General features: G+C 68.6%; 17 protein-coding genes. 8 read left to right on the top strand and 9 right to left on the bottom strand.

What is annotated here, in order from left to right; all coding sequences use genetic code 11:
• Window positions 1-6: 6 nt before the first annotated feature.
• A complete protein-coding gene (locus tag E1B00_RS14135; protein WP_139449914.1) occupies window positions 7-1,089 on the top strand; it encodes an efflux RND transporter periplasmic adaptor subunit in 1,083 nt (360 codons plus the stop codon).
• Between the two features lie 4 nt (window positions 1,090-1,093).
• Window positions 1,094-4,159: an efflux RND transporter permease subunit gene (locus E1B00_RS14140; protein WP_139449916.1), complete on the top strand. Its 3,066-nt coding sequence runs from the start codon at window positions 1,094-1,096 to the stop codon at window positions 4,157-4,159.
• Window positions 4,160-4,239: 80 nt separating this feature from the next.
• Here the strand turns inward: E1B00_RS14140 and E1B00_RS14145 are convergent, their stop codons facing one another.
• The 3 genes from E1B00_RS14145 to E1B00_RS14155 all read right to left on the bottom strand — a co-directional run bounded on the left by E1B00_RS14145 (window position 4,240) and on the right by E1B00_RS14155 (window position 7,808).
• On the bottom strand, window positions 4,240-4,998 hold the full coding sequence (locus tag E1B00_RS14145) for a hypothetical protein (RefSeq protein WP_139449918.1): 759 nt from the start codon (window positions 4,996-4,998) through the stop codon (window positions 4,240-4,242).
• Between the two features lie 3 nt (window positions 4,999-5,001).
• A complete protein-coding gene (locus E1B00_RS14150; protein ID WP_139449920.1) occupies window positions 5,002-6,369 on the bottom strand; it encodes an RHS repeat domain-containing protein in 1,368 nt (455 codons plus the stop codon).
• A gap of 533 nt (window positions 6,370-6,902) precedes the next feature.
• Window positions 6,903-7,808 carry an RHS repeat-associated core domain-containing protein gene (locus E1B00_RS14155; RefSeq protein ID WP_176693275.1) on the bottom strand — a complete coding sequence of 302 codons (906 nt, stop codon included), beginning with the start codon at window positions 7,806-7,808 and terminating at the stop codon, window positions 6,903-6,905.
• Window positions 7,809-7,840: 32 nt separating this feature from the next.
• Here E1B00_RS14155 and E1B00_RS14160 point away from each other — a divergent pair, with 32 nt between their 5' ends.
• A complete protein-coding gene (locus tag E1B00_RS14160) occupies window positions 7,841-8,599 on the top strand; it encodes a glycosyltransferase (RefSeq protein WP_139449924.1) in 759 nt (252 codons plus the stop codon).
• Between the two features lie 4 nt (window positions 8,600-8,603).
• On the opposite strand, the gene E1B00_RS14165 is transcribed toward E1B00_RS14160, so the two are convergent.
• A complete protein-coding gene (locus E1B00_RS14165; RefSeq protein ID WP_139449926.1) occupies window positions 8,604-10,988 on the bottom strand; it encodes a serine/threonine-protein kinase in 2,385 nt (794 codons plus the stop codon).
• Between the two features lie 95 nt (window positions 10,989-11,083).
• On the opposite strand from E1B00_RS14165, the gene E1B00_RS14170 reads away from it, so the two are divergent.
• The gene (locus tag E1B00_RS14170; RefSeq protein ID WP_139449928.1) at window positions 11,084-11,638 is read left to right on the top strand and encodes a sigma-70 family RNA polymerase sigma factor; all 555 of its coding nucleotides are present in this window, start codon (window positions 11,084-11,086) and stop codon (window positions 11,636-11,638) included.
• A 7-nt stretch (window positions 11,639-11,645) separates the two neighbouring features.
• Here the strand turns inward: E1B00_RS14170 and E1B00_RS14175 are convergent, their stop codons facing one another.
• The 5 genes from E1B00_RS14175 to groES form a co-directional block, all read right to left on the bottom strand.
• Window positions 11,646-13,709: a phospholipid carrier-dependent glycosyltransferase gene (locus E1B00_RS14175; protein ID WP_139449929.1), complete on the bottom strand. Its 2,064-nt coding sequence runs from the start codon at window positions 13,707-13,709 to the stop codon at window positions 11,646-11,648.
• 120 nt (window positions 13,710-13,829) lie between these two features.
• A complete protein-coding gene (locus E1B00_RS14180) occupies window positions 13,830-16,340 on the bottom strand; it encodes a TonB-dependent receptor plug domain-containing protein (protein WP_139449931.1) in 2,511 nt (836 codons plus the stop codon).
• A 184-nt stretch (window positions 16,341-16,524) separates the two neighbouring features.
• Window positions 16,525-18,570 carry a S9 family peptidase gene (locus E1B00_RS14185; RefSeq protein ID WP_139449933.1) on the bottom strand — a complete coding sequence of 682 codons (2,046 nt, stop codon included), beginning with the start codon at window positions 18,568-18,570 and terminating at the stop codon, window positions 16,525-16,527.
• A gap of 168 nt (window positions 18,571-18,738) precedes the next feature.
• Window positions 18,739-20,382, bottom strand: coding sequence for a chaperonin GroEL (gene groL, locus E1B00_RS14190; protein WP_139449934.1), 1,644 nt, complete (start codon window positions 20,380-20,382; stop codon window positions 18,739-18,741).
• Window positions 20,383-20,453: 71 nt separating this feature from the next.
• Complete coding sequence (gene groES, locus E1B00_RS14195) at window positions 20,454-20,741, bottom strand: co-chaperone GroES (protein ID WP_034213129.1); 288 nt, start codon at window positions 20,739-20,741, stop codon at window positions 20,454-20,456.
• A 616-nt stretch (window positions 20,742-21,357) separates the two neighbouring features.
• Between groES and E1B00_RS14200 the strand changes: the two genes are divergently transcribed.
• The 4 genes from E1B00_RS14200 to aroQ all read left to right on the top strand — a co-directional run bounded on the left by E1B00_RS14200 (window position 21,358) and on the right by aroQ (window position 25,110).
• Entirely contained in the window at window positions 21,358-21,723 is a 366-nt protein-coding gene (locus tag E1B00_RS14200) for a helix-turn-helix transcriptional regulator (RefSeq protein ID WP_139449936.1), read from the top strand.
• Between the two features lie 112 nt (window positions 21,724-21,835).
• Window positions 21,836-23,971, top strand: a complete 2,136-nt coding sequence (locus tag E1B00_RS14205) for a protein-disulfide reductase DsbD family protein (protein ID WP_139449937.1) — start codon at window positions 21,836-21,838, stop codon at window positions 23,969-23,971.
• A 1-nt stretch (window position 23,972) separates the two neighbouring features.
• Window positions 23,973-24,527, top strand: coding sequence for a TlpA family protein disulfide reductase (locus tag E1B00_RS14210; RefSeq protein WP_139449939.1), 555 nt, complete (start codon window positions 23,973-23,975; stop codon window positions 24,525-24,527).
• Between the two features lie 112 nt (window positions 24,528-24,639).
• Window positions 24,640-25,110: a type II 3-dehydroquinate dehydratase gene (gene aroQ / locus E1B00_RS14215; protein ID WP_139449941.1), complete on the top strand. Its 471-nt coding sequence runs from the start codon at window positions 24,640-24,642 to the stop codon at window positions 25,108-25,110.
• Window positions 25,111-25,149: the final 39 nt, after the last annotated feature.

The following is a 25,149-nucleotide window of genomic DNA, read 5'->3' on the forward strand; positions in this document are numbered from 1 at the left end:
CCACCGATGCCCCGTTTCCGCAGCCTCCTGGCCCTGTCCTGCCTGCTCCTGGTCGCCTGCTCCGGCGAATCCGAAACCCAAGCTCCCGCCGATCCCCCCGCCAGCCTCACCGTCAGCGTCGCTCCGCCCGCCCAGCAGGCCCTGCCCCAGCGCATCACCGCCTCGGGTTCGGTCGCGGCCTGGGAAGAGATGTCGCTGGGCGTCGAACTCAGTGGCCAGCGCGTGGCCGAGGTGCTGGTCGAAGTCGGCGACACGGTCACGAAGGGCCAGCCGCTGCTGCGCCTGGACACGCGCAGCCTGGAGATGGAGCAACGCCAGGCCGAGGCCGCGCTGGCGCAGGCGCAGGCCAACCTGACCGTCGCCGCCGCCAACGCCCGCCGCGGCGAGCGCCTGAAGAAGGAGCAGCTGGTCGCCGCCAGCGAGGCCGACCAGCTGATCGCCGGCGAGCTCACCGCGCAGGCCCAGCGCAACACCGCCCAGGCCCAGCTCGAGAACGCGCGCCTGCGCCTGGGCTTCGCGACGCTGCGCGCGCCCGACGACGGCGTGATCTCGGCCCGCAGCGTGCAGCCCGGCCAGGTCGTGGTGACCGCGGCCGAGATGCTGCGCCTGATCCGAAAGGGGCGCCTGGAGTGGCGCGCCGAACTGCCCGAGGCCGAACTGATCCGCGTCTCGCCCGGCGCAGCGGTCGAGCTGCGCAGCCCGGATGGCGCCGCGGTGCGCGGCACCGTGCGCGCGGTCTCGCCCTCGCTCGACGCCCAGAGCCGCACCGGCACCGTCTACGCCGACCTGCCCGAACCGGGCGCGCTGCGCGCCGGCATGTACGCCAGCGGCGACATCGTGCTGGGCGAACGCACGGCGCGCACCGTGCCCGAATCGGCCATCGTCGAGCGCGACGGCCACCGCTACCTGTTCGTGCTGGGCGACCAGGACGTGGTGTCGCAGCGCCGGGTCCAGACCGGCGCCCGCAGCAACGGTGTGGTCGAGATCCGCGACGGCCTGCAGGGCGACGAACAGGTCGTCGTGCAGGGCGCGGGTTTCCTGAGCGACGGCGACCGCGTGCGCGTGGTGCCGGCCGACGCCGCGGGTTGAACGCATGAACTTCTCCGCCTGGTCCATCAACCGGCCGCTGCCGGCCATCCTGGTCTTCATTCTGCTGGGCATCGTCGGCCTGGTCGGCTTCCAGCAGTTGGCGGTGTCGCGTTTCCCCGACATCGCCTTCCCGGGCATCACCGTCACCGTCGTGCAGCCCTCGGCCACGCCGGCCCAGCTCGAGACCGAGGTCGCGCGCAAGATCGAGGACTCGATCGCCACCCTGCCCGGCATCAAGAACCTGGTGTCGACCGTGGTCGAAGGCAGCTCGACCACCTTCGTCGAGTTCCGCATCGGCAAGGACCTCAACGAGGCCCTGGACGAAGTGCGCGACGCGGTGACGCGCGTGCGCACCGACCTGCCGCAGGATGTAGAGGAGCCCATCGTCGCCAAGATCGACGTGGTCGGCGGCACCCTGGTCACCTACGCGGTCGCCTCCGACGCGATGGCCGAGGACGAGCTGAGCTGGTTCGTCGACAACGACGTCACCAAGGCGATGTTCGGCGTTCCCGGCGTCGGCCAGGTGACGCGCGCCGGCGGCATCGACCGCGAGGTGCAGGTGGACCTGCGCCCGGGCGTGCTGCAGGCCTACGGGCTCACCGCCGGCCAGGTGTCGCAGCAGCTCGCGGCCAGCCAGCTCGAGCGCTCCGGCGGCCGCGCCACCTGGGGCAGCGGCGAACAGGCGATCCGCGCGGTCGGCACCGTCGCCAGCGCCCAGGACCTGCGCGCATTCCCGATCCGCCTGCCGGACGGCCGCCAGGTGCCGCTGTCGGCGCTGGCCGAAGTGACCGATGGCCACGAGGAGCGGCGCCAGGTCGCCCTGCTCGACGGCAAGCCCGTGGTCGCCTTCGCGATCACCCGCACCCGCGGCAGCAGCGAGATCGACGTCGGCGCCGGCGTCGAGGAAGCGGTGCGCGAACTCGAGGCCCAGCACCCGGGCGTGAAGATCACGCCGGTGTTCTCGGCGGTGCAGGAAGTGCAGGCCTCGTACAAGTCGTCGATGACGATGCTGTGGGAAGGCTCGCTGCTGGCCGTGGTGGTGGTCTGGTTCTTCCTGCGCGACTGGCGCGCGACCTGGATCTCGGCGGTGGCGCTGCCGCTGTCGATCATCCCCACCTTCGGCGTGATGTGGCTGTTCGGCTTCAGCCTGAACATGATCACCCTGCTGGCGCTGGCGGTCGTCGTCGGCATCCTGGTCGACGACGCCATCGTCGAGGTCGAGAACATCGACCGGCACCTGGGCATGGGCAAGCCGCCCAAGCAGGCCGCTACCGACGCCGCCGACGAGATCGGCCTGGCGGTGATCGCGACCTCGGCGACGCTGGCGGCAGTGTTCGTGCCGGTGGCCTTCATGCCGGGCGTGGCCGGCAAGTTCTTCCTCGAGTTCGGCTGGACCGCGGCCACCGCCGTGCTGTTCTCGCTGATGGTGGCGCGCCTGCTGACGCCGATGATGGCGGCCTACCAGCTCAAGCCCAAGCCGCACCCGGAGGAGAAGGACGGCAGGCTGATGCGCTGGTACCTGGGCTGGGTGGAGTGGGCGCTGGCGCACCGCTTCCTGACCCTGCTGGCGGCCTTCCTGATGTTCGTCGGCTCGCTGGGCATCGCCTACATGATCCCCGCCACCTTCATCCCCGGCTCCGACCTGGGCCGCAGCAACCTGAGCCTGGAGCTGCCGCCCGGCGCCCGCCTCGACCAGACCGTGGCCGTGGCCGAACGCGCGCGCAAGCTCATTGCCGACATCCCGGAACTGAAGCAGGCCTACGCCACCGTCGGCGGCGTGGTGGACTTCGGCGACCCGAACGTCAGCGGCATCGCCGACGTGCGCAAGGTGGTGATGGTGCTCGACTGGGGCCTGGCCGACGGCCGCGAGCGCTCGCAGAAGGAGCTCGAGCGCGAAGTGCGCGAGCGCCTGCGGGTGATCCCGGGCGTGCGCCAGCGCTACATCAGCAGCGAGCCCGGCGAGCAGATGCAGGTGGTGCTGGCCGGCAACGACCCGAAGGCGCTGTACGCCGCGGCGCAGTCGCTCGACCGCGACCTGCGCACCATCCAGGGCTTGGGCACGATCAGCTCCACGGCCTCGCTGCTGCGCCCGGAGCTGGTGATCGTGCCCGACGCGCGCCGCGCCGCCGACCTGGGCGTATCCACCGTCGACATCGCCGAAGCCGCGCGCATCGCCACCAGCGGCGACTACCGCCAGCGCCTGGCCAAGCTCAACCTGGCCGACCGCCAGGTGCCGATCCGCGTGCGCATGGCCGAAGAATCGCTGTCGGACGAGGCCCTGCTGTCGCTGATGCGCGTGCCCAGCGCCAACGGCGGCACCGTGCCGCTGTCGGCGGTGGCGAGCATCCGCACCGGCAGCGGGCCCTCGGTTATCAACCGCCTGGGCCGCGAACGCCAGATCACCTTCACCGCCGAACTCAGCGGCCGCCCGCTGGGCGACGTGATGCAGGAAGTGAACGAGCTGCCGACCCTGAAGAACCTGCCGCCCGGCGTGCGCACCCAGCCCTTCGGCGACGCCGAGATCTTCGTCGAACTGTTCGTCGGCTTCGCGCTGGCGATGGCCGCCGGCCTGTTCTGCGTGTACGCGGTGCTGTTGCTGCTGTTCAACCACGCCAGCCATCCGCTGATCATCCTGATGGCGGTGCCGCTCTCGGCGGGCGGCGCCTTCGGCCTGATGTTCCTCACCGGCACCCTGCTGTCGCTGCCGGCCCTGATCGGCCTGCTGATGCTGATCGGCATCGCCACCAAGAACTCGATCCTGCTGGTGGACTACGCGGTGATCGCCGAGGACGAGAAGGGCATGAACATGCACGACGCCCTGGTGGACGCCTGCCGCAAGCGAGCCCGCCCGGTGATCATGACCTCGATCGCGATGAGCGCCGGCATGCTGCCGATCGCCCTGGGCTTCGGCGCCGACGCCGCCTTCCGCCAGCCGATGGCGGTGGCCGTGATCGGCGGGCTGATCACCTCGACCGTGCTGAGCCTGGTGGTGATCCCGGCGGCGTTCGCGGCGATGGAGGACATCACGCGGCGGTTCACGCGGCGAGGGACAGCGGCGTCAACGGCATGACTGCCGATCTTGGAGTGTCGCCCGATGGAGGATTGGGCCGTGACGGTGGCGCCGTTCGGCACGGCTAACGGCCCGGACGGCTAGTGACCCGGCCCTCCTATCCATTGTTTGTACAGGCGGTGCCTGCATTCGACGACACGCAGATCATCCTCATACCACACGCCATCGGACACCTTCTGCCTGGCGGCATCCATATCCCGCTGCAGGCATTCCAGGGCCTCATTGGGACGCTTCAGATCGTTCAGGAGGACGGCCGAGAATTCCAACGGGCTGCTGCTCAATGGGCCGCTGGGAAGGGATCCCCGCCCGGGGAAATCAGGCAGCTTCCGCAGGATGTCAGCCAGGCTTTCAGGGCTGGAGACAAGCTCGAAGAAGCGTGACCCATGGGATCTGAGGAAGCGGAGCATGTCTTCGACAGCGTTCTCGCAGTTATCAGACGGAAGCTCCTTCCAGCGCGAAAAAACCTCACGGCCAGGCCCGGCGACGGGCTCCCATCGCGCCATCAGCCACGGCAAGCTTACGTACAGGATTGAAACACAGGTCCGGATCTGCGACGTGTCGCTGCATCTAGACAGCCCGATCAGCTCTTCCACCTGTGCCTGTCTGGATGACTCGATCGACAACCCAACCGACAGGGATATTCTTCCCTTCATTGCCGTCTCCGGCATCACCAGTATCCGGAAGTCGTAACCTTCGAAGGCGGGCTTTGACCATTCGTAGCTTCCGGTTCCGTCATCGAAGAACCCCATCGGACCAAAGCCCTGCGACTCCAATCCCTCAGTGAGTAGTGTCAGGAGCGGGGGGTAGTGGAAGCCGTCCCAATGTTTTCGAAGATCCATTTGCTATTCAACCTTTACACTTGCAGCCGGATGACACCGGGGGCAGTCAATCATTGCTGCATCATAGGCGTTGTAGCTAGTTGTGTGCGTGAGAAGCTCTCCGGCCATGACAGTGCCGGACGCCGCAAATTTCAGGACCGCAAGAGCACCTCTCGCCGCAATTCGTCCAAGCTGCCGCGCAGCCCTACTGCCTTCGGCGGCATGAAGCGTGAATCGAGCTCCCCTAACACCTGCGCCTGCCACGACGCCGAGCTTTCTGGCTGCGGCTGACGAAACAACGGATACTCTCCCTTTCTCTATTGCGCTGTATACAGACCTTTGATTCGGAGAGAACTTGGACTGGTTTCCGAACTTCACTTCTCCGAAATGGAGAACTCCGCCTCGGTTGTAGGCATAGTCTGCCACTGCTTCGACGGTCATTCCGTTTTCGAGTGTCGTGGAAATAGTGACATGCTTGATCAGCTCAACACCCTCGTCTGCCAAGGCGGCCGTTAGTTTCTCAAGAACATGTTTTTCAGCTGCGGCACCATTGACTTGATTCACAGACTGCCGGCCATCTGGGTCGGAGAACTTGTAGGGACTGGCTACGGCATACAAGTATCGGTTGAAATTGTCGCCGCTGTTGCCGTCGGCCAAAACCGGATCAGATGATAAGAACCTCCCGCTCACCGGATCGTAGTAGCGCTGCTGCATGTAAACGAGTTTTGACGTGGCATCCATCTGATGCCCCGTGAACCCGGGCCCCGACTGCCAGGTGCCATCGGCCGGTTCGCCGTAGGCCGTCATGCGCTCGCGGCGGGTCAGTACGGCGGTTTCGCTGGTCTCGGCCACCGGGCTGCCCAGGGCGTCGGTGTGCTGGTAGCGCACGCTGATCGGCGTGCCGCTGAACGGCACCGTGCGCTTGGCCACCAGGCTGCCGGCCAGGTAGATGTGGTTGTGCCGCAGCGACGTCTTCATGTCGTTGGTGTACAGCAGCTGGCCCGACCGGCCGTAGAAGAAGTAGGTGGACGCGGTGTCGAACTCCCGCACCCGCCGGCCCAGGCCGTCGTAGGTGTAGGTGTTGTTGACCCCGCCAACCGTGCAGGCCATCAGCCGGTTGGCCTTGTCGAAGGTGAAGGTGTCGATCACGGTTCCGGTGGTGCGTTGCACCAGGTTGCCGCGCGTGTCCTGGACGTACGTCGACAGCGTGTTGCCCGCGGCGTCCTTGATCGCGCTGATGCGGTTCGAGGTGTTGTAGGTATGCCGCACCGTCCGCGTGCCCTGGTCGAGCTGGCGGATGTTGTCGAGCACGTCGTAGGCGAAGACGGCGTTGCCGCCCTGGGAACTGCCGGCGGTGACGCCGACCAGGCGGTCCAGGTCGTCGTAGCTCATGTCGCGGTTGCCGGACTGGCCGCTCTGGCGGCCTCATGACTCACGAGAAAAGTACGCCTGACTCTGTCCTTTCAGAAAAATTGAGGTGGACCTGACCCGGTTCTTGGTTCAGCTCGTGGATGCTTCAATTCGGACGTCCGAAACAGATCGGACAAGGAAAGTCTTGTTGCCCGATCCCGATGTGTCGCAAAGGAGTCGTCCGCGGAAGGTCGCCGAAAAAGTACTGCTTCTGTACCGCTTCGGATCGAAGATGAATTCAGTCAGTATTTTTGCTGACTCATTGTCCTGGATCTCGGCGGTTGAGGCGGAAAGCCCTCGCGCTCTCCATGAACGGTAGTCGGAAATTCGCGCCCCGTGACGGCTTGGATGGAGAAAGGCCCTGACCGTTATGTCCTCTGTGAGTTCGTAGCAATCGCTTTCGCGAAGAATCTTTACTGTCCATTGCCGCTGAACCGAGGGCTCATCAGCCGTAACGGTTGTCAAAGGCATAAGAGTGAGCGAAAGAATAAAAAAGCGAATACAAAGTAAGGGATTCACCGGCAACCTCCTTGAGCATCGCACCATGCTTCGGTGCTTCGTTCCGCCTGATCCTGAATTGCGGGCGCATCAAAGCCGCCGGATTTGGTCCAAATGCCCGATGGCGCGTCAATGGCTTCACTCTTGAAATAAAGCGCTTCCGCCGCAGTCGCTCTCATCTCGTGCCAAAATTCGGAGCTTCTACTCTTCCATTTTGGCATTCCGTACCTGGCTTGATCAAATCCATGGTTCCCCTCATGAACGAGCGTTGCTCCAAGATCGCTGCGTCCTGTCGAGACTCCCAGCTCTTGGTGCGCGACGGCATTGATTGTAATGGTCGTCGCTCCTCCTACCGTGCTCGCCTCCCCAGCAAACGCTTGTGTGCTTGTTACTACTCTGACTTCAACCTTGTTTCCATCGTCCTCAGTCCCGTAGAAGTTCGCAATCCTATTTAGTGCTCTTCTATTTGAACTGCCTTGGCCGTAACGTCGCGCAGCCCTGCGAATATCGGCGATCTTCTTCTTAATGGCCGCGCATTCAGCCCGATTTCCCTTGCACGAGTAGCGGCCGTCGGGATCAACGTAAGCGTGCGGGTTGTCGTTTGCATACCAATAGCGGTTGAAGTTTCTGCCGTTCGCCGAGTCCGTCTTGACCAGGTCCACAGACAAGAACCTCCCGCTCACGGGATCGTAATAGCGCTGCTGCATGTAAACGAGCCTTGACGACGCATCCATCTGATGCCCCGTGAACCCGGGCCCGGCCTGCCAGGTGCCATCGGCCGGTTCGCCGTAGGCGGTCAGGCGCTCGCGGGGTTGGGCCAGGGCGCCCGCTTCGTTGGTCTCGGCCACCGGGCTGCCCAGGGCGTCGGTGTGCTGGTAGCGGATGCTGGTCGTGCCGCTGAACGGCACCGTGCGCTTGGCCACCAGGCTGCCGGCCAGGTAGATGTGGTTGTGCCATGGAAACGCCTGAAGCCCGCCCACCCCGCCTGTCCCTGGTCATCCCCGCCTGGAACGAAGCCGAGCGTCTGCCGCGGCTGCTCGACAGCTTCGACGCGGCGCGGGCGCGCTGGATCCAGGCCGGGCATGACCCGGCCGGCATCGAGCTGATCGTCGCCGACAACGGTTCGACCGACGCCACGGCGGACATCGCGCTGGCGCGTGGCGCGAAGCTGGCGCGGGTCGAACCCCGGCGCATCGCCTCGGTGCGCAACGGCGGCGCGGCGCTGGCCACCGGCGAGCTGATCGCCTTCGTCGACGCCGACAGCGTGCTGCATCCGGACGTGCTGCTGGCGGTGGACGCCACGATGCGCGACCCGCGCGCGCTCGGCGGCGCCAGCGGCGTGACGATGGAGCGCTGGTCGCCCGGCATTGCGCTCACGGTCGCATTCGCGCTGCCGGTGGTGTGGCTGACCGGTTTCGACACCGGCCTGGTCTTCCTGCGCCGCGCCGACTTCCAGCAGCTCGGCGGTTACGACGAAACCCGCGCCGTCGCCGAGGACGTGGACCTGATGCTGCGTCTGCGCCGCCTGGGCCGGCCGCGCGGCCAGCGCCTGCGCCGGCTGCGCGGCGTGCGCACGGTCACGTCCACGCGCAAGTTCGACCGCCACGGCGACTGGCACTACTTCACGCAGATGCCGCGTGTGGGCTGGGAGCTGCTGCGCCACCCCGGCGCGCTGCCGGAGTTCGCGCGGCGCTACTGGTACGGCGATCGCTGAGCCGCTAGCGCGCGCAGATCGCCACGGCGGCGCCCTGCGCCTTCGCCTGGTCGCACAGATGCTCGCGCAGGGCCGGGATCGATTCGGCCAGGTCTTCCGGCGGCGGGTCGAGCTTGGCGAACTCCCGCTCGCTGCGCTGCAGGGATTCGCCGGCCGCCGCGAAGTCGCCGGTCTTGGTCTGCGCCAGCGACAGCGTCCACCAGGCGAAGGCGGTGCTGTGGTTGGACTCCGCGTACACGCGCTCCGACATCTTCGCGGCCTTCTCCGCCAGCGCCACCGCCTCGTCGTACTTCTTCAGGCCCACCGCCCACATCGCCAGCCCGGACACCGGCGCGACCAGCATCGGGTGGTCGCCGCGGAAGATCTTCTCGCGCATCGCGATCGAGCGCTGGCTCAGTGCGTAGGCCGCCTCTTTCTCGCCGAGGTCCTGCAGCAGCATCGCGTGGTTGTTCATCACGCTGGCCAGCTCGGGGCTGCCTTCGGGCACCAGCTTTTCCAGCTCGGCCTGGGCCTGTTCGTACAGCGTCTTCGCGCGCTCCAGGTCGCCCAGGCCATGGGCGACGAAGGCCTGGTTGCCGACCAGCAGAATGGGGTCGGTGGGCGACAGGGTACTGGGGTCGGCCGGCGGCGGCAGCGCGGCGGCGCGCTTGAGCACCTCGTCGGCCTTCGCATACTCCTCGATCGCAAGGTAGTGGTTGCCCAGGTTGTTGAGCGCGATCGCGTAGAGCTTGTCGCCCTGCGCTCCCAGGGCCTCCATGCCGGCGACCACCGATTGCCAGCCGGCCACGGCCTCGTCGTCGCGGCCCTGGTAGGAGCGCAGCTGCGCGACCGCCTCGCGGATGCGCAGGGTCGGCATCGAATCGGCGCCGTGGGCCTGCGTGCTCTGCGCCAGCGCGAGGCCCAGCTCGCGTTCGGCCAGGTCGAGCTTGTAGCGGCTGACCATGCTGTAACCCAGCGCCATGTGCACGCGCGAGGACAGGTCGGGCCGCCCCGCGAACCGTTCCGGCACCTTCGCGGACGCCCGGTCCACCGCTTCGCTCAGCGAGATCTCGGCGCCGGCGTCGAAGGGGTCGGACGACTTGAGCACGTCCATCAGGAAGTTGTTGACCTGCTCGGTGTCCCGCGCCGCCTGGCGCGCGCGCTCGGCCTGCCACAGGGCCACGCCGGTGGCGGCCAGCACCGCGGCCAGCGCGACGCTGGCGGCGGCCACGCCCAGGCGGTGCCGGCGCACGAACTTGCCGAGGCGGTACAGGGTGGAATCGGGATGCGCCAGCACCGGCTGCCCGGCCAGGTAGCGCTGGATGTCGTCGGCCAGTTCCTGCGCCGAGCCGTAGCGGCGCGCCGCCTCCTTGTGCATGGCCTTGGCGACGATGCGCTCGACGTCGGGCGTGATCTGGGCCCGGCGCTGTCTGCGCTCCGCGTCGCTCAGCACGGCCTTGGCCAGCATGCGGTGCATCGGGTCGGGCAGGGTGTCGCAGACCACGTGCTCGGCCTCGGAGGGGCGCAGGCCGCCGAGTTCGTAGGGCCGCACGCCGGCCAGCAGCTGGTACAGCATCACGCCCAGCGAATAGACGTCGGAGCTGGTGGTCAGCGCCTGCTGGCGCACCTGTTCGGGGCTGGCGTAGGCCGGCGTCATCGCGCTGAGCGAGGTTTGGCGCTTGCCGTCGGCCGGCAGCGGCTCCTGTTCCAGGATCTTGGCGATGCCGAAGTCGAGCAGGCGCGGCTCGCCGTTGCTGCCGACCAGGATGTTGTCGGGCTTGAGGTCGCGGTGCACGATCAGGTGGCGGTGCGCTTCCTGCACGCCGTCGCAGACCTTGCAGAACAGCTTCAGCCGCGCCGGCACGTCGAGTTTGTTCTGGCGGCAGTAGTCGGTCAGCGACACGCCGTCGACGAACTCCATCACCAGGTAGGGAATGCCGCCGGCCGTGCTGCCGCCGTCGAGGATGCGGGCCACGTTCGGGTGGCTCATGCGCGCCAGGATCGAACGTTCGTCCTCGAAGCGCGAGATCAGCTGGCGCCGGAACTCCGCCGCGGCCAGCAGGTGCACCGGCCGCACCAGCTTGATCGCTACCTGCTGGTCGTAGACGTCGTCGGCGCGCCGGCCCAGGTAGACCACGCCCATGCCGCCGGCCTCCAGGGCCTTGAGCAGCTCGTAGTTGCCCAGGCGGTCGCCGACCTTGGGGAATTCCGGCGGCGGCGTTTCCGGCTGCACCGCGGTCGCCTCCATGAAACCGCTGGCGGCGGACTCGGCGTCCAGCAGGCGCTGCACGCGCTCGCGCATCGCGTCCGGCATCTCCTGCGCGGCCAGCCAGTCGGCCCGGGCCGCGGCCGGTTGCGCCAGCACGCGCTCGAACCACTGCAGCACCTGTACTTCCATCGACGTGTTCATGCGTTCCCCCCGGCCGCACCCTGCGGCCCGACACTAGCAGAAGGCGCAGGACGGGGCGTTTTCGGCTCACGCCCGGCGCGGGCTAGACTGCGGCCATGTCCGGCGACGTGACCTTGCTGCTGCAGGCCTGGCGCTCCGGCGATGCCGGGGCGCGCGACCGGCTGGCCGCGCTCGTGCTGCCCGAGCTGCGCCTGCTGGCCGGCCGGCAGTTCCGCGGCGAACGCGCCGGCCACACCCTGCAGCCCACCGCCCTGGTCAACGAGGCCTGGCTGCGGCTGTCCGGGCTCGAGCGCATCGACTGGCAGGACCGGGCGCACTTCGTGCACGTGGCGGCCCGCCTGATGCGCGGCATCCTGGTCGACCATGCGCGCCGCCGCGATGCGGCCAAACGCGACGGCGGCCAGCGGATCACGCTCACCGGCCTGGACGTGCCGGCCCCCGAAGACGGGCTCGACGTGATGGCGCTGGACGCCGCGCTGGCGCGGCTCGAACAGCTCGATCCCGACAAGGCCCGGGTGGTCGAGCTGCGTTATTTCGGCGGCCTGGGCATCGACGAGACCGCCGAAGCCCTGGGCTGTTCGCCGGCCACCGTGAAGCGGCATTGGCAGGCCGCGCGCGCCTGGCTCTACGACGCACTGTCGCCGGGCTGAGCCGCGCTCACTCCATCCACGGATTGCGCAGCGGCTTGACCTCGGCGGCGGTGATGCCCGGCGTGGCCAGGCGTTCGAGCTGCGCTTCGATCTGCGATTTCACCAGCGGCTCCACCGGCATCTTTTCCTGCAGCAGCGGCCTGCGATAGGCCTCGGCCGCGGCCGCGACGTCGCCCAGGCGCAGGTACGCGTTGCCCAGTTCGATCGCGGCGCCGACATGGAAGGGCAGCTGGTCCAGGGTTTCGTCCAGCCGCGCCGCCACTACGTCGTCCCGGCCGCCGCCCTGCTTGTACAGGTGTTCCATCACCTTCTGGTAGACGTCGCCGGCGCGGCCCTGCGGATCCTGGCGCCGGCCCTTGTACACCGCGACGTAGCCGATGCGCTGCACCAGCTCCAGGCCCTTGAGGTTCACCGCCGGGTCCCAGCCCCAGTCCGGCCACGGCAGGGTCATGTGCATGCCGTAGAGGAAATAGCCCTCGTACACGCCCTCGGCATTGGTGTCGTCGATGCTGTCGACCTTGCGGCGGTAGTTGGTGCGCGCGGCGATGGCCTGCTCTTCCATGAACCAGTAGTCGGAATAGAGCGTGGCGCCTTCGGGCGCGATGACGGCATCGTGGTAGGCCTTGATTTCGGGCCAGCGCTGGCCGAGGTCGATGCCCTCGTTGCCGAACTGGCGGAAAGCGCCCTCGCTGCCGCCCGCGAGTTCGTTGTGGTACTCCCAGGCGCGCGGTTCGCCCACGGTCATCACCAGCGCCGCGGCCAGCGGGACCAGTGCGGCGACGCGCAGCGCCCGGCGCCGCTGCGCCCAGGCCGCGGCCACCAGCGCACCGGCCGGCAGCGCCAGCAGCACCACGATCGGCAGCGCGTGGCGGATGCCGCCGTAGGTGCCCTGCCCCGACATCAGCGCCAGCAGGTGCACGGTGGAAACACCCAGTGCGGCCCCCAGCGCCCAGCGCGCCGCCGCGGGCAGCGGCAGCCAGCGCAGTGCGACCAGCCCCAGCAGCGCCATGGCCATCAGGGCCAGCGGCAGTTTCGACACGAGGATGCTGGGCCAGGTGAACCACGGCGGCCGGCCCTTGTGGCTCACGCCCCAGACCAGGTGCGAACCCTGGCCGCGGCCCTCGACGCCGGCACGCACGGTGTCGGCCAGGCCCCACAGATAGGCGCGCGGCAGCAGGTGCGTGGCGTCGGCGAAGGCGATGCCCTCGCGCCAGTGCGGAATGTTGAGGTCGGCGACCTTGTCGGCCATGCCACGGTTGAAACCGTCGCTGCCGTCAGGTCCGGCGTGGAAATGGAAACCGTACATCGCCCACAGCAGCGCCACGCCGAGCAGGCCCGCGATGCCGACCCGCAGCAGCCGGCGCGCGAACTCGCCGGCACTGCGACGCAGACCGGCCAGCACGCCGATGCCCAGCACCAAGCCCAGGCCGGCCAGTCCGGCCAGCGCCGAATGTTTGCTGCCCAGCACCAGTCCCAGCGCGACGCCGGTCGCCAGCACCCAGTGCCAGCGCCATTCCGCCAGCAGCAGCCCTGCCGCGACGGCGGCCACCGCCAGCGTGAGCGCCAGCGGCAGGTCGGTCATCGCCACGGGCAGGTGCGCGGCGACCGTGGGTTCGATCGCCAGGAAGGCCAGCGTTCCCAGCGCCCAGGCCAAGCCCATCGCGCGCCACACCAGGGCGCCGAGCGCGACGAGCAGCAGCGCGTGGAAGGTCCAGAGACCGGCGCGGGTCGCCCGCTGCGACGCAGCCGCATCGTTCTCGAGGAACATGGTGCGTTCGACCCAATCGCGCTCCTGCGACTTCTCGGTCAGCGCTGCGAACGGCGGCAGCACGAAGTCCGGCGATTGCGCGGCGCCGGCGACCAGTTTCACCAGCGGCGGATGTTCGGGATTGAGGCGGAAATCGCCGGTGCGCAGGTAGGACACGCCGGCCACCACGTGCCAGGGTTCGTCCACCGTGTAGCCGTCCAGGCGCGTGCCTCCGTGCGAACGCAGCACGGCCAGCGCGGCCAGCAGCAGGATCAGGACCATTCCAACCGCGCGGGACGGCGCGGCCTTCTGCTCGTCGTGCATGGTGGGCTCCCCGGGCTCGGTCCGGAAGAACGGGCCGCGGGGGCCTTCACGGCCAGGCCGCGTGCCGGAAAAAAAGAAGCCCCGCCGGAGCGGGGCTTCTTCCGACCGGGTTGCCCGCGGTCAGAACCGGAAGTCGAGGCGCGCGTAGTAGCTGCCGCCGTTCATGCCGAAGGGCATGGTCTCCCAGCCGTAGACGAAGCCCAGCTGCGGGAACGGGAAGCCGCCCACCTCGTCCCAGCGGTCGGGATAAGTGTCGAAGATGTTGTTGCCGCCGATCGACAGGTGGGTGTTGTCGTTGAAGGAATAGCGCACGCCCAGGTCGAACAGGGTCTTGCCGCCCCAGGTCTGCTTGATGCCCGGGGTGAAGCCTTCGCCGCTGACCGAGCCGTAGTAGTTGGCGCGCGCGGTCCACTGCCAGGGGCCGGACTCGTACACGCCCTGCAGCATGTGGTGGGCGCGCGGCTGGCCTTCTTCGATCAGGGTGACCTGGGTGTCGTCGAAAAGCTGCGTCGGCGAGAGGATCGGCGACTGCGAGCGGCGCTCCTGCACTTCGGTCTTGTTGAAGTGCACCAGGGCCGTCAGGGTCAGCAGCGCACCGTTGCCCAGCGTGCTGTTGTGGTTGGCGACGATGTCCACGCCGGTGGTGCGGGTGTCGATGGCATTGGTGAAGAACTGCGCCTGGCCGACCGAGAACGGCGCCAGCGCCGCGCGGATCGGGCAGTTGCTGTTGCTGCCGTTGCAGGGCAGGCCGTCGGTGCCGACCGTCTCGGGCGCGATGTTGCCGGAGAAGATGATGCGGTCGTCGATGTCGATGCGGAACACGTCGGCGGTCAGCGAGAAGCGGTCGTTCGGGTTCCAGACGATGCCCAGCGTGCCGCTGGTCGAAGTTTCCTCCTGCAGCGCCGGGATGCCCAGCGCGCGGGTGACGGCGCTGTCCTGGCGCGCGGTCAGCGTGTCGGTGAGCAGGCCGGTGCCGGGGTCGAGGTTGGTCGACACCTGGCTGTAGAACTGCTGCTGCACGCCCGGCGCGCGGAAGCCGGTGGACACGGTGCCGCGGATCGCGAAGGCCTCGCTCGCGTTGAAGCGCGCCGACAGCTTGCCGGTGGTGGTGTTGCCGAAGTCGGAGTAGTCCTCGAAACGAATCGCCGCGCCCATCAGGAAGCGGTCGGTCAGATTCGTTTCGGCGTCGAAATAGACGGCGGCGCTGTGCCGGCCCTCGTCCACCTCGGTGCCGGGCGTGAAACCCGGGAAACCCTGGATGCCGGCCGGCGCGACGTTGCCGTTCTGGCCGACGATGACGATGCTCGGGTCGTTGGTTCGGCCGTAGGTGTAGGACACCGGGTCGCCGGCTTCGATGCGGTAGTTGTCGCGGCGCCATTCCAGGCCGGTGGCCAGGTACAGCAGCTGGTCGTTGAAGCCGTCGACGCTGCCGCGGAAGTCCAGGTTCACCGTGGTCTGCTCGAACTCCAGCGTGCCGGTGTGGGCGCTGAGCGGCGATTCGCCGTAGATGCCGGCCGCGGGATTGGCCGGGTCGATCGGCTCGTACCACCAGCTCACGTTCACCGAGTTGCTTTCGTCGAAGCGGAAGCTGCTGCGGCCGTGGTTGACCGAGAGGTCCCAGTCCCAGTTCTCGCCGATCGGGCCCTTGTAACCGACCGCCAGCGACTGGTCCTCGACCGTGGTGAGGATGTTGGGCAGGAAACCTTCGGGATACAGGTCGGGCACCGTACGGTCATCGCCGGCGCTGCGGAAAAAGCCGGAGGAGTCGCCCTCGCGCTCGGACACACCGCCGAACCAGTACAGCTCGCCGGCGCCCAGCGGCAGGCCGCCGTTGAGCCAGAGATAACCGTCCTGCGCGTCGGCATCGCCCAGGCGCTGCGTCACCCGCGGCGGCGACACGCGCAGGCTGTCGGGCCCGGCGCGGTTGGTCTCGTTGCGGTTGCGCGCCTCGAGCGTGAGGTTGATGAAGCCGTCCTGGCCCAGCTCGAAGCCGGTGTTGAGCGAGCCGTGCAGCATCTCGCCGTCGCCCTCGTAGTACTGCGAGCCCTGGGCCGAGAGCTCGGTCCATTCGGTCTGGCGCTTGAGCACGATGTTGATGACGCCCGAAATCGCGTCCGAGCCGTACTGCGCGGCGGCGCCGTCGCGCAGCACTTCGATGCGCTCGATCGCGGCGATCGGGATCGCGTTGATGTCGGTGCCGGCCGAACCGCGGCCGATGGTCTGCTGCACGTTCACCAGCGCCTGCTGGTGGCGGCGCTTGCCGTTGACCAGCACCAGCACCTGGTCGGGGCCGAGCGCGCGCAGCGTGGCCGGGCGCAGGATGTCGGTGCCGTCGCTGACGAAGGTGCGCGAGAAGTTGAACGAGGGCGTCAGCATCTGCAGCACCTGGCCCACTTCGAGCGCACCGGTGGCGTTGAGTTCGTTGCGGCCGATCACGTCCACCGGCGCGGCGGTGTCGGCGGCGGCGCGGCCGCGCACGCGGGTGCCGACCACCTGCACGGTGTCGAGGGTGGCGGTGTCTTCTTCAGCGGCCAGGGTCGCGCTCTGCGCGTACACCGGCGGAGCGGCCGTGGCCGCGGCCAGCGCGGCGGCCACGGCGAGGGCCAGGGGAGATCGGGTGGCGAAGGACATGGCAAGGACTCCAGAGTGGGCGGCAGTGCGGGCCCTCCCCCCGGCAGGCCAGCGTCCCGATACTCACGAGTGCTTAACGTCTTCGCAACGCGATTATTGCTGTCAACGACAGCATTTCGAGGCACGCCGTACAGCTTTCCCATCGCCAGCAGGCAACCGGCGCAAGCGCCGGCAACGCCGCGACCTAATCCCCCTGCACGGCCACCTGGGTGCCTGCCGCCCCCGGGGGGTTGTGCTCGTCCAGCCAACGCTTCACCTGGGCGTACCAGAACACCGAGTTCTGCGGCTTGAGCACCCAGTGGTTCTCGTCCGGGAAATACACCAGGCGCGTGGGCACACCCTTCACCAGCAGGGTCTGGAACAGCTCGAACCCGTGGTTCACCGGCACGCGCAGGTCGCGCTGCCCGTGGATGACCAGGGTGGGCGTATCGAAGTTGCCGGCCGCCAGGTGCGGCGAGTTGCGCTCGAGCACTTCGCGGTTGCCCTCTTCCCAGAAGCCGCCGAAACGCGGCACCGTGGTGCCGAAGTCCGCGGCGTACTGCGAATAGAGGTTGTAGACCTTGGCGTGCGCCACCAGCGCCTTGAACGGATGCTCGCGCCCCAGGATCACCGAGGTGAGGTACCCGCCGTAGCTGCCGCCGCCGGCGACCATGCGCTCGGCATCCGCCCAGGGCTGCGCGGCCAGCCACTGCGAGGCCTTGATCACGTCCTGGTAGGGCTTCTCGGCCCATTCGGGATTGATCGAATCGGTGAAGGCCTCGCCGAAGCCCGAGCTGCCGTGGAAGTTCGGCCAAGCCGTGACGTAACCCCAGCTGCCGAACACCTGCGCGTTCCAGCGGAACTGCATCGAGTTGGTGACGGCATTGTGCGGGCCGCCGTGGATGAGCACGAACACCGGGTACTTCTTCGACCGGTCGAAACCGGGCGGATAGTTGACCCACATCTGGATCGGGTCGCCGTCCGCGCCGGCATAGGTCACCGACTCGAAGCGACCGACCGTGGTGTCGGCCATCAGCGCATCGTTGAGGCGCGAGAGTTTCGTGGCCTGGCCGCTGCGCGGGTCGATGCTGACCAGGGTCGGCGGTTCGGCGAAGCTCTGGCGCAGCGCGGCGATGCCCTGCGGCCCGACCGACAGCCCGCCGAACGAGGACTCGCCGGTGAGCGCACGCGGCTTGCCGGCCAGCGGCAGTTCGTAGGCGCGGAAGGTGCCGGCATCGTCGATCACGCTGTACAGCGTGCGGCCATCGCGCGACCAGGCCAGCGGGCCGGCGCTGCGGTCCCAGTCGGCGTGCAGTTCGCGGGTGCCGCCGCCGCGGCGGTCGTGCAGCATCACCCGCGCCTTGGCGGCGTAGAAACCGGGCACGCGCTGCTGCAGGAAGGCCAGATGCCGGCCATCGGGGCTGTAGGCCGGTGCGGTGTCGGTATCGACGTTGCCGGCGCTGAGGTTGCGGGCGGGGCCGCCGGCCACCGGCAGCAGGTACACGTCCACATCGGTGACGTTGCGGGCCGGGTTGGTGTCGGCCGTCATCGCCAGTTCCCTGCCGTCGGGCGAGATGTCGAAGGTGTTTTCGTAACCCTGCGAGAACCGCGGCAGCTGCAGGCCGCGGCCGAGCGTCAGCGGCGTCACCGCGCCGGAGGCGATGTCCACCGCGAACACGTGACCTTCGCGGTCGTCCTGCAGCGTGTCCCAGACGGCGACCGGGCCGCCGTCCCAGACCTGCGCCTTCATCTTCGATTCCTCGCGCTCCTTCAGGCGCGCGGCCTGCTTGTCCAGCGCCAGGTCGGCCCAGACGCGCGACGCGAACACCAGGCGGCCATTGCCGGCCCAGCGCGGCACCGACACGCCGGTGGCGAAGGTGGTCAGGCGGCGCGGCTCGCCGCCGGCCAGCGGCAGCAGGTAGAGCTGGGGCGCCTTGTCGTCGTCGCGCTGGGCGATGAAGGCCAGGGTCTGGCCGTCGGGGCTGAAGCGCGGCGAGGATTCGGCGGCCGGGTCGGAAGTCAGCGCACGTTCGGTCTTGCCGTCCGTGCTCCAAAGCCACAGGTCGGTCAGCAGCTTGTCGTCGGCCAGCACCGCACGCGTGACCGGCGCGACGATGTGGCGGCCGTCCGGCGAAGTCTCGGGGTTGCCGATGCGCTGGATCTCCCAGCTGCGTTCGGCGCTGAAGGGCTGCGCGGCCTGGGCCGCGACCGGAGCGAAGGCAAGCAGGAGCAGCAAGGCCGGACGTTTCATTCGTTTCCCCTGGGAATGGCGGCGCGCGCGGCGCCGGTCCCGAGCATAGTCGAAGCCGCGCCGGGCCGCCGGCCCCGGCCATGGCCCGGAAAGCGCAGAAACATGCGCAAAAAAAGGCCCCGCCGGAGCGGGGCCTTTCGATGTCGCGGGAAACGCGGGACGCGGGACTTAGAAGTCCATGCCGCCCATGCCGCCCATGCCGCCACCGTGGCCGCCGGCAGCCGGCTCGTCCTTCTTCGGGGCCTCGGCCACCATCGCTTCGGTGGTGATCATCAGGCCGGCGATGGACGCGGCGTTCTGCAGCGCGGTGCGGGTGACCTTGGTCGGGTCCAGGATGCCGAACTCGATCATGTCGCCGTACTCGCCGTTGGCGGCGTTGTAACCGAACGCACCCTTGCCCTCGACGACCTTGTTGAGGATCACGGACGGCTCTTCGCCGGCGTTGGTGACGATTTCGCGCAGCGGGGCTTCCATGGCGCGCAGGGCGATCGCGATGCCGTGGTTCTGGTCTTCGTTGATGCCCTTGAGGCCGACGATGGCCGCCTTGGCGCGGATCAGCGCGACGCCGCCGCCCGGGACGATGCCCTCTTCCACGGCCGCACGGGTGGCGTGCAGGGCGTCTTCGACGCGGGCCTTCTTTTCCTTCATCTCGACTTCGGTGGCGGCGCCGACCTTGATCACGGCGACACCGCCGGCGAGCTTGGCGACGCGCTCCTGCAGCTTCTCGCGGTCGTAGTCGGAGGAGGTCTCCTCGATCTGCGCCTTGATCTGCTTGATGCGGGCCTGGATGCCGTCGGCGGCGCCGGCGCCGTCGATGATGGTGGTGTTTTCCTTGGAGACCTGGATCTTCTTGGCGCGGCCCAGGTCCTTGATGGTGGCCTTCTCGAGCTGCAGGCCCACTTCCTCGGAGATCACGGTGCCGCCGGTCAGGATGGCCATGTCCTCCAGCATCGCCTTGCGGCGGTCGCCGAAGCCCGGGGCCTTCACGGCGCAGACCTTGACGATGCCGCGGATGGTGTTGACCACCAGCGTGGCCAGGGCCTCGCCTTCCACTTCCTCGGCCACGATCAGCAGCGGCTTGCCGGCCTTGGCCACGCCTTCCAGCACCGGCAGCAGCTCGCGCACGTTTGCGATCTTCTTGTCGTACAGCAGCACGAACGGGTCTTCCAGCTCGGCCGACATCGACTGCTGGTTGTTGACGAAGTACGGCGACAGGTAGCCGCGGTCGAACTGCATGCCCTCGACGACGTCGAGCTCGTTCTCAAGGCCCGAACCTTCCTCGACCGTGATCACGCCTTCCTTGCCGACCTTGTCCATGGCCTTGGCGATCAGCTCGCCGATGTTGGCGTCGGAGTTGGCCGAGATGGCGCCGACCTGGGCGATTTCCTTCGAGGTCGAGGACGGCTTGGAGATCTTCTTGAGCTCGTCGACGGCGGCGATGACGGCCTTGTCGATGCCGCGCTTGAGGTCCATCGGGTTCATGCCGGCGGCGACCGCCTTCATGCCCTCGCGGATCAGCGCCTGGGCCAGCACGGTGGCGGTGGTGGTGCCGTCGCCGGCGATGTCGGAGGTCTTGGAAGCGACTTCCTTCACCATCTGCGCGCCCATGTTCTCGAACTTGTCGGCCAGCTCGATCTCCTTGGCGACGGACACGCCGTCCTTGGTGATCGTGGGGGCGCCGAAGCTCTTGTCGAGCACGACGTTGCGGCCCTTCGGGCCGAGCGTGGCCTTGACGGCATTGGCGAGGATGTTCACGCCCTTGACCATGCGGGCGCGGGCGTCTTCACCGAAACGGATTTCCTTGGCAGCCATTTTTCTAACTCCGGAATTCTTGTGGGGGTTGTTTCAGGGGCCGGTCGCGCAGGCGCGGGCCGGCGGGTTCATCAGCCGAGGATGGCGAGGATGTCGTCTTCCTTGACCACCAGGATTTCCTGGCCGTCGACCTTCACTTCGGTGCCGGCGTACTTGCCGAACAGCACCTTGTCGCCGACCTTCACGGTCGGGGCGCGGGTCGAACCGTTGTCCAGGGCCTTGCCGGCGCCGACCGCGAGCACTTCGCCCTTGATCGGCTTCTCGGTGGCCGAGTCCGGAATGACGATGCCGCCGGCGGACATCTTTTCTTCTTCCATACGCTTGATGACCACGCGGTCGTAGAGCGGCTTGATGTTCATGAGAGTCCTCGTTATTCCAATTGATTCAACGACATGGGGCGAAGCTGTTAGCACTCCACCCCGGTGAGTGCCAATGATACGCGCGCAGACCGGGCACCGGAAGCCGCGCGACCCGGCCAAGGATGGGGCCGGGGCATGTCCTTTCAAGTCGCCCTGGGGCCAGGCCGCGCGGCCACCCCCTCGCGCCGTTTCAGGCGGGGGCCGGACGGGGCGGCCCGCGGAGGATCGTCGCGCTGACACCGGGGGCCATCGGGGCTCCGGGGCCCGTTCGTCGCAAAGGCCTCGAACTGGGCACCAAACCGGTTGATTTCATGCGGGAACCTGCCCCTACAATCGGCCGGGGAATCGGGGAACGTGTCAGTCGTAAAGGTCCGCGGATAGACGGACTGACGGCTCGACCCGCAAACCGGGAAGGGGGAGACCGCCGGCCACGCCGGCCGGAGCCCGTTCCACCCGGCAGCCGCAGGATCGCGGCCGCCGCCCGCCAACGGAAAACCGGCGCCGCCGGGCCTTCAGGGGAGGCCGGGCGACGAGGGACCGGTTTCCGCAGAAGCGCCGACACCTCCCACGAAGGAGGCGGCGACGTGGTCTTTGTTTTATTTCCGGGGATACACCAATGACACTGTTGTTCAATCGCATCCGACAGGCGCGTCGTGGCGCCGAAATGTCGCAGTCCGAACTGGCCGCCGCCGTGGGCGTGGCCCGCAGCGCCGTCGCGCAGTGGGAACGCAAGGACGGCGCCAAACCCACCACCGACAACATGGGCAAGATCGCCATGGCCACGGCCGTCAGCTTCGAATGGCTGGCCACGGGCCGCGGCGGCCGCTGGCTGGGCGGCGACGCCGAAACCCCGGCCATGCTGCTCAACTTCTATGCCCAATGCGGGCTGGAGGAGCGCCTGCTGGTCGCCTTCCGCTCGCTGCGCAGCCCCGAGCAGCTGCCCCTGGTGGACTTCGTCGAGGCCATGACCGACCGGGCCTGAGCCCGGCGCAACCGATCGTTCTCGCCCGGGCAACGAACTTCCGGGGATACTTGGCAGTCGAAGCGGCCGGCTCCCGAAACGGGGCCGGCCGCCACCCTTTCCGAGAATCCGCATGACCCGTTGGCTGTTGGCCGCCCTGGCCGCGCTGCTGCTTTCCCCGGCCGTGAAGGCCGTGGACGAATCCGACCTGCTGCCGATCGACGAGGCCTTCGCGCTGACCGCGACCGCCCCCGAGCGCGGCCGCATCGAGTTCACCTGGAAGATCGCCGACGGCTACTACCTCTACAAGCACCGCATGGGCGTGCAGGCGGTGGATGGTTTCAAGACCAACCCGCTGGAGCTGCCCGCGGGCATCGCCTATACCGACGAGTTCTTCGGCGACGTCGAGACCTACCGCGAATCGGTGACGGCGGTGCAGACCGGCGCCGCGGCAGACGGCATCACCACGCTGCAGTTCCGGGTGAAATACCAGGGCTGCGCCGATGTCGGCGTGTGCTATCCGCCGCACACGAAGACGGTGACGGTGGACCTGCCGTCCGCAAGCGCCACCGGCGCGCTCGATGCGATCACCGGCGGCAACCGCGGTGATGTGCTCGCCGGCACCGACCCCGCGCGCGCCGCCGGCGGCCTGCCGCTGCCGGAGCACCAGGCCTTCCGCTTCGAAGCCATCGTCGACACCCCCGAGCGCCTGCTGCTTCGCTTCACGCCGGCACCGGGCTATTACCTCTACCGCGACCGAACGACCCTGCAGCTCGAAGCCAACGGCGTGCAGGCCGGCGAGATCCAGTGGCCGGCGGCGACGCCGCACCGCGACGAACACTTCGGCGACGTGCAGGTCTTTTTCGAACCGGTCGACGCCCCGCTGCCGCTGGTGCGCACCGCCACCACGGCCCTGCCCGCGACGCTGCGCATCACCTTCCAGGGCTGCCAGACCGACGGCATCTGCTACCCGCCGATGACACGCGTGGTCGCGCTCGACCTGCCGGCCGGCGGCACCGCCGCCCCCGTGCAGGACGAAGCGCCCCGCGAAACCCCGCCCACCCGCGCCGCCACCCCGCTGTGGCTGGCCCTTCTGCTGGCCCTGGGCGGCGGCGTGGTGCTGAACCTGATGCCCTGCGTGCTGCCGGTGCTGTCGCTCAAGGCGCTGACCCTGGCCCAGGGCGGCCCGAACGCACGGCGTTCGGCGGTCTGGTACACGCTGGGCGTGCTGGCCAGTTTCGCCGCGGTCGGCGGCATCGCGCTGGCGCTGCGCCAGGCCGGGCTGGCGCTGGGCTGGGGTTTCCAGCTGCAGCAGCCGGGCGTGATCGCGGCGCTGGCCCTGGTGATGGTGGCGATCGGCCTGTCGCTGTCGGGCGTGGTCAGCTTCGGTGCCTCGCTGGCCGGCGCCGGCCAGTCGCTGACGGAAAAATCCGGACCCGCGGGCGACTTCTTCACCGGCGTGCTGGCCGTGGTCGTTGCCAGCCCCTGCACCGCGCCCTTCATGGGCACGGCGCTGGCCTTCGCGTTCACGTCTTCGCCGGCGATCGCGATCCTGGTCTTCCTGATGCTGGGCCTGGGCCTGGCCCTGCCCTTCCTTTTGATCGGCTTCGTGCCGGCGCTGGCCGCGCGGCTGCCGAAACCCGGCGCCTGGATGGACACGCTCAAGCAGGTGCTGGCCTTCCCGATGTACCTCACCGCCGTGTGGCTGCTGTGGGTGCTGGCCAAGCAGCGCGGCGCCGATGCGATCGGCCTGGTGCTGGTGGGCGCCGTGCTGCTCGGCCTGGGCCTGTGGTGGTGGGAGAAGGCGCGCTGGGGCCGTCTGCTGCCGCGCCTGCTGGCCGGCCTGGTGGTGCTGGCCGCGCTGTGGCCGGTACTGGCCGTGCAGCGCATGCCCACGCCGGAGCGCGCGGCCGTCGCCGAGGAAGGCGTGGTGGCGTATTCGGCGGAAAAACTCGAACAGCTGCGCCGCGACGGCCGCGTCGTCTTCGTCAACATGACCGCCGACTGGTGCGTCAGCTGCAAGGCCAACGAGCGCACGGTGCTGGGCCGCCAGCCCTTCCGCGACGCGCTCGAGGCCGCCGGCGCCGTCTACATGAAGGGCGACTGGACCGACGTGGACCCGGCGATCACCGCCTTCCTGGAATCGCACGGCGCGGTCGGCGTGCCGCTGTACGTGGTCTATGCACGCAACGGCGGCGAGCCGGAGGTGCTGCCGACGATCCTGACCCAGGGCATGGTCGACGACGCCCTGGCCAAGGCGGCGCGCTGAGATGAAACGTTCGGACCTGCTGACCTGGTCGGCGATCGCGCTGATGGGGTTCGTCTGCGCGGGCCTGGGCTGGTGGCTGGGCGAACGCATGCTGTGGCCGGCCGAACGCCCGCCGCCGCCCGGCGTGGCCGTGGTCAAGGTCGGCGAAGCGGTGCCGGCCTGGATCTTCGAGGCGCTCGACGGCGGCGAGCCGATCACCCTGTCCGGCGCCGGCCGGCCGCGCCTGGTGAACTACTGGGCCAGCTGGTGCGGCCCCTGCCGCAAGGAAATGCCCGTGCTCGACGCCTACGCCGAACAACAGGGCGGCAACGGCGTGCAGGTGGTGGGCATCGCCCTGGATTCGGCCGACGAAGCCCGGGCCTTCCTGCGCGAGGTGCCGGTGCGCTTCCGGCTGGCGGTCGAGACCCCGGGGCCCGGCGACAGCTCGATCCGCCTGGGCAATGCCCGTGGCATCCTGCCCTACACCGTGCTGGTGGACGCGCAGGGCCGCGTGGCCCGCACCCATTACGGCGCGTTCGCCGACGTGGCGGCGGTCGAGGCCTGGGTCCGCGACTGAGCCGCGACCCGGACTGAATTCAAACGCCCGTTAAAATCCGGCAAGTCGCGCCTATCTTCTGGACAGCCGCCCGGGCTTGCCCCCAGACTGTGCCTCCCCTGCGGAGGCCGGCGTGGCGAAGATCCTGGTATTGCATGGTCCGAACCTGAACCTGCTCGGCGAACGCGAGCCGGGCATCTACGGCCGCGCCACCCTCGCACAGATCGACGCCGCCCTGGCCACCCGGGCCGCCGAGGCCGGCCACCAGCTCGACAGCTTCCAGTCCAACGCCGAGCACGTGCTGGTGGACCGGGTCCAGGCCGCCCGCCGCGACGGCACCGCCTTCATCCTGATCAACCCGGCCGCCTTCACCCACACCAGCGTCGCCCTGCGCGACGCCCTGGCGGCGGTGGCCCTGCCCTTCATCGAAGTGCACCTGTCCAATCCGCACGCCCGCGAACCCTTCCGCCAGCACAGCTATTTCTCCAGCCTGGCGGCCGGCGTGATCTGCGGCTTCGGCGCCGACAGCTACGGCTACGCGCTGGAAGCGGCGATCCGCCGCCTGCGCGCCGACGACGGCGCCGAGATCCAGACCGGCATCTGACGCCGGCCCTTCCCCTTCTCTTTCCACCCATCACCACAA

This window comes from Arenimonas terrae (genome assembly GCF_006265115.1).
Lineage (GTDB): Bacteria > Pseudomonadota > Gammaproteobacteria > Xanthomonadales > Xanthomonadaceae > Arenimonas > Arenimonas terrae.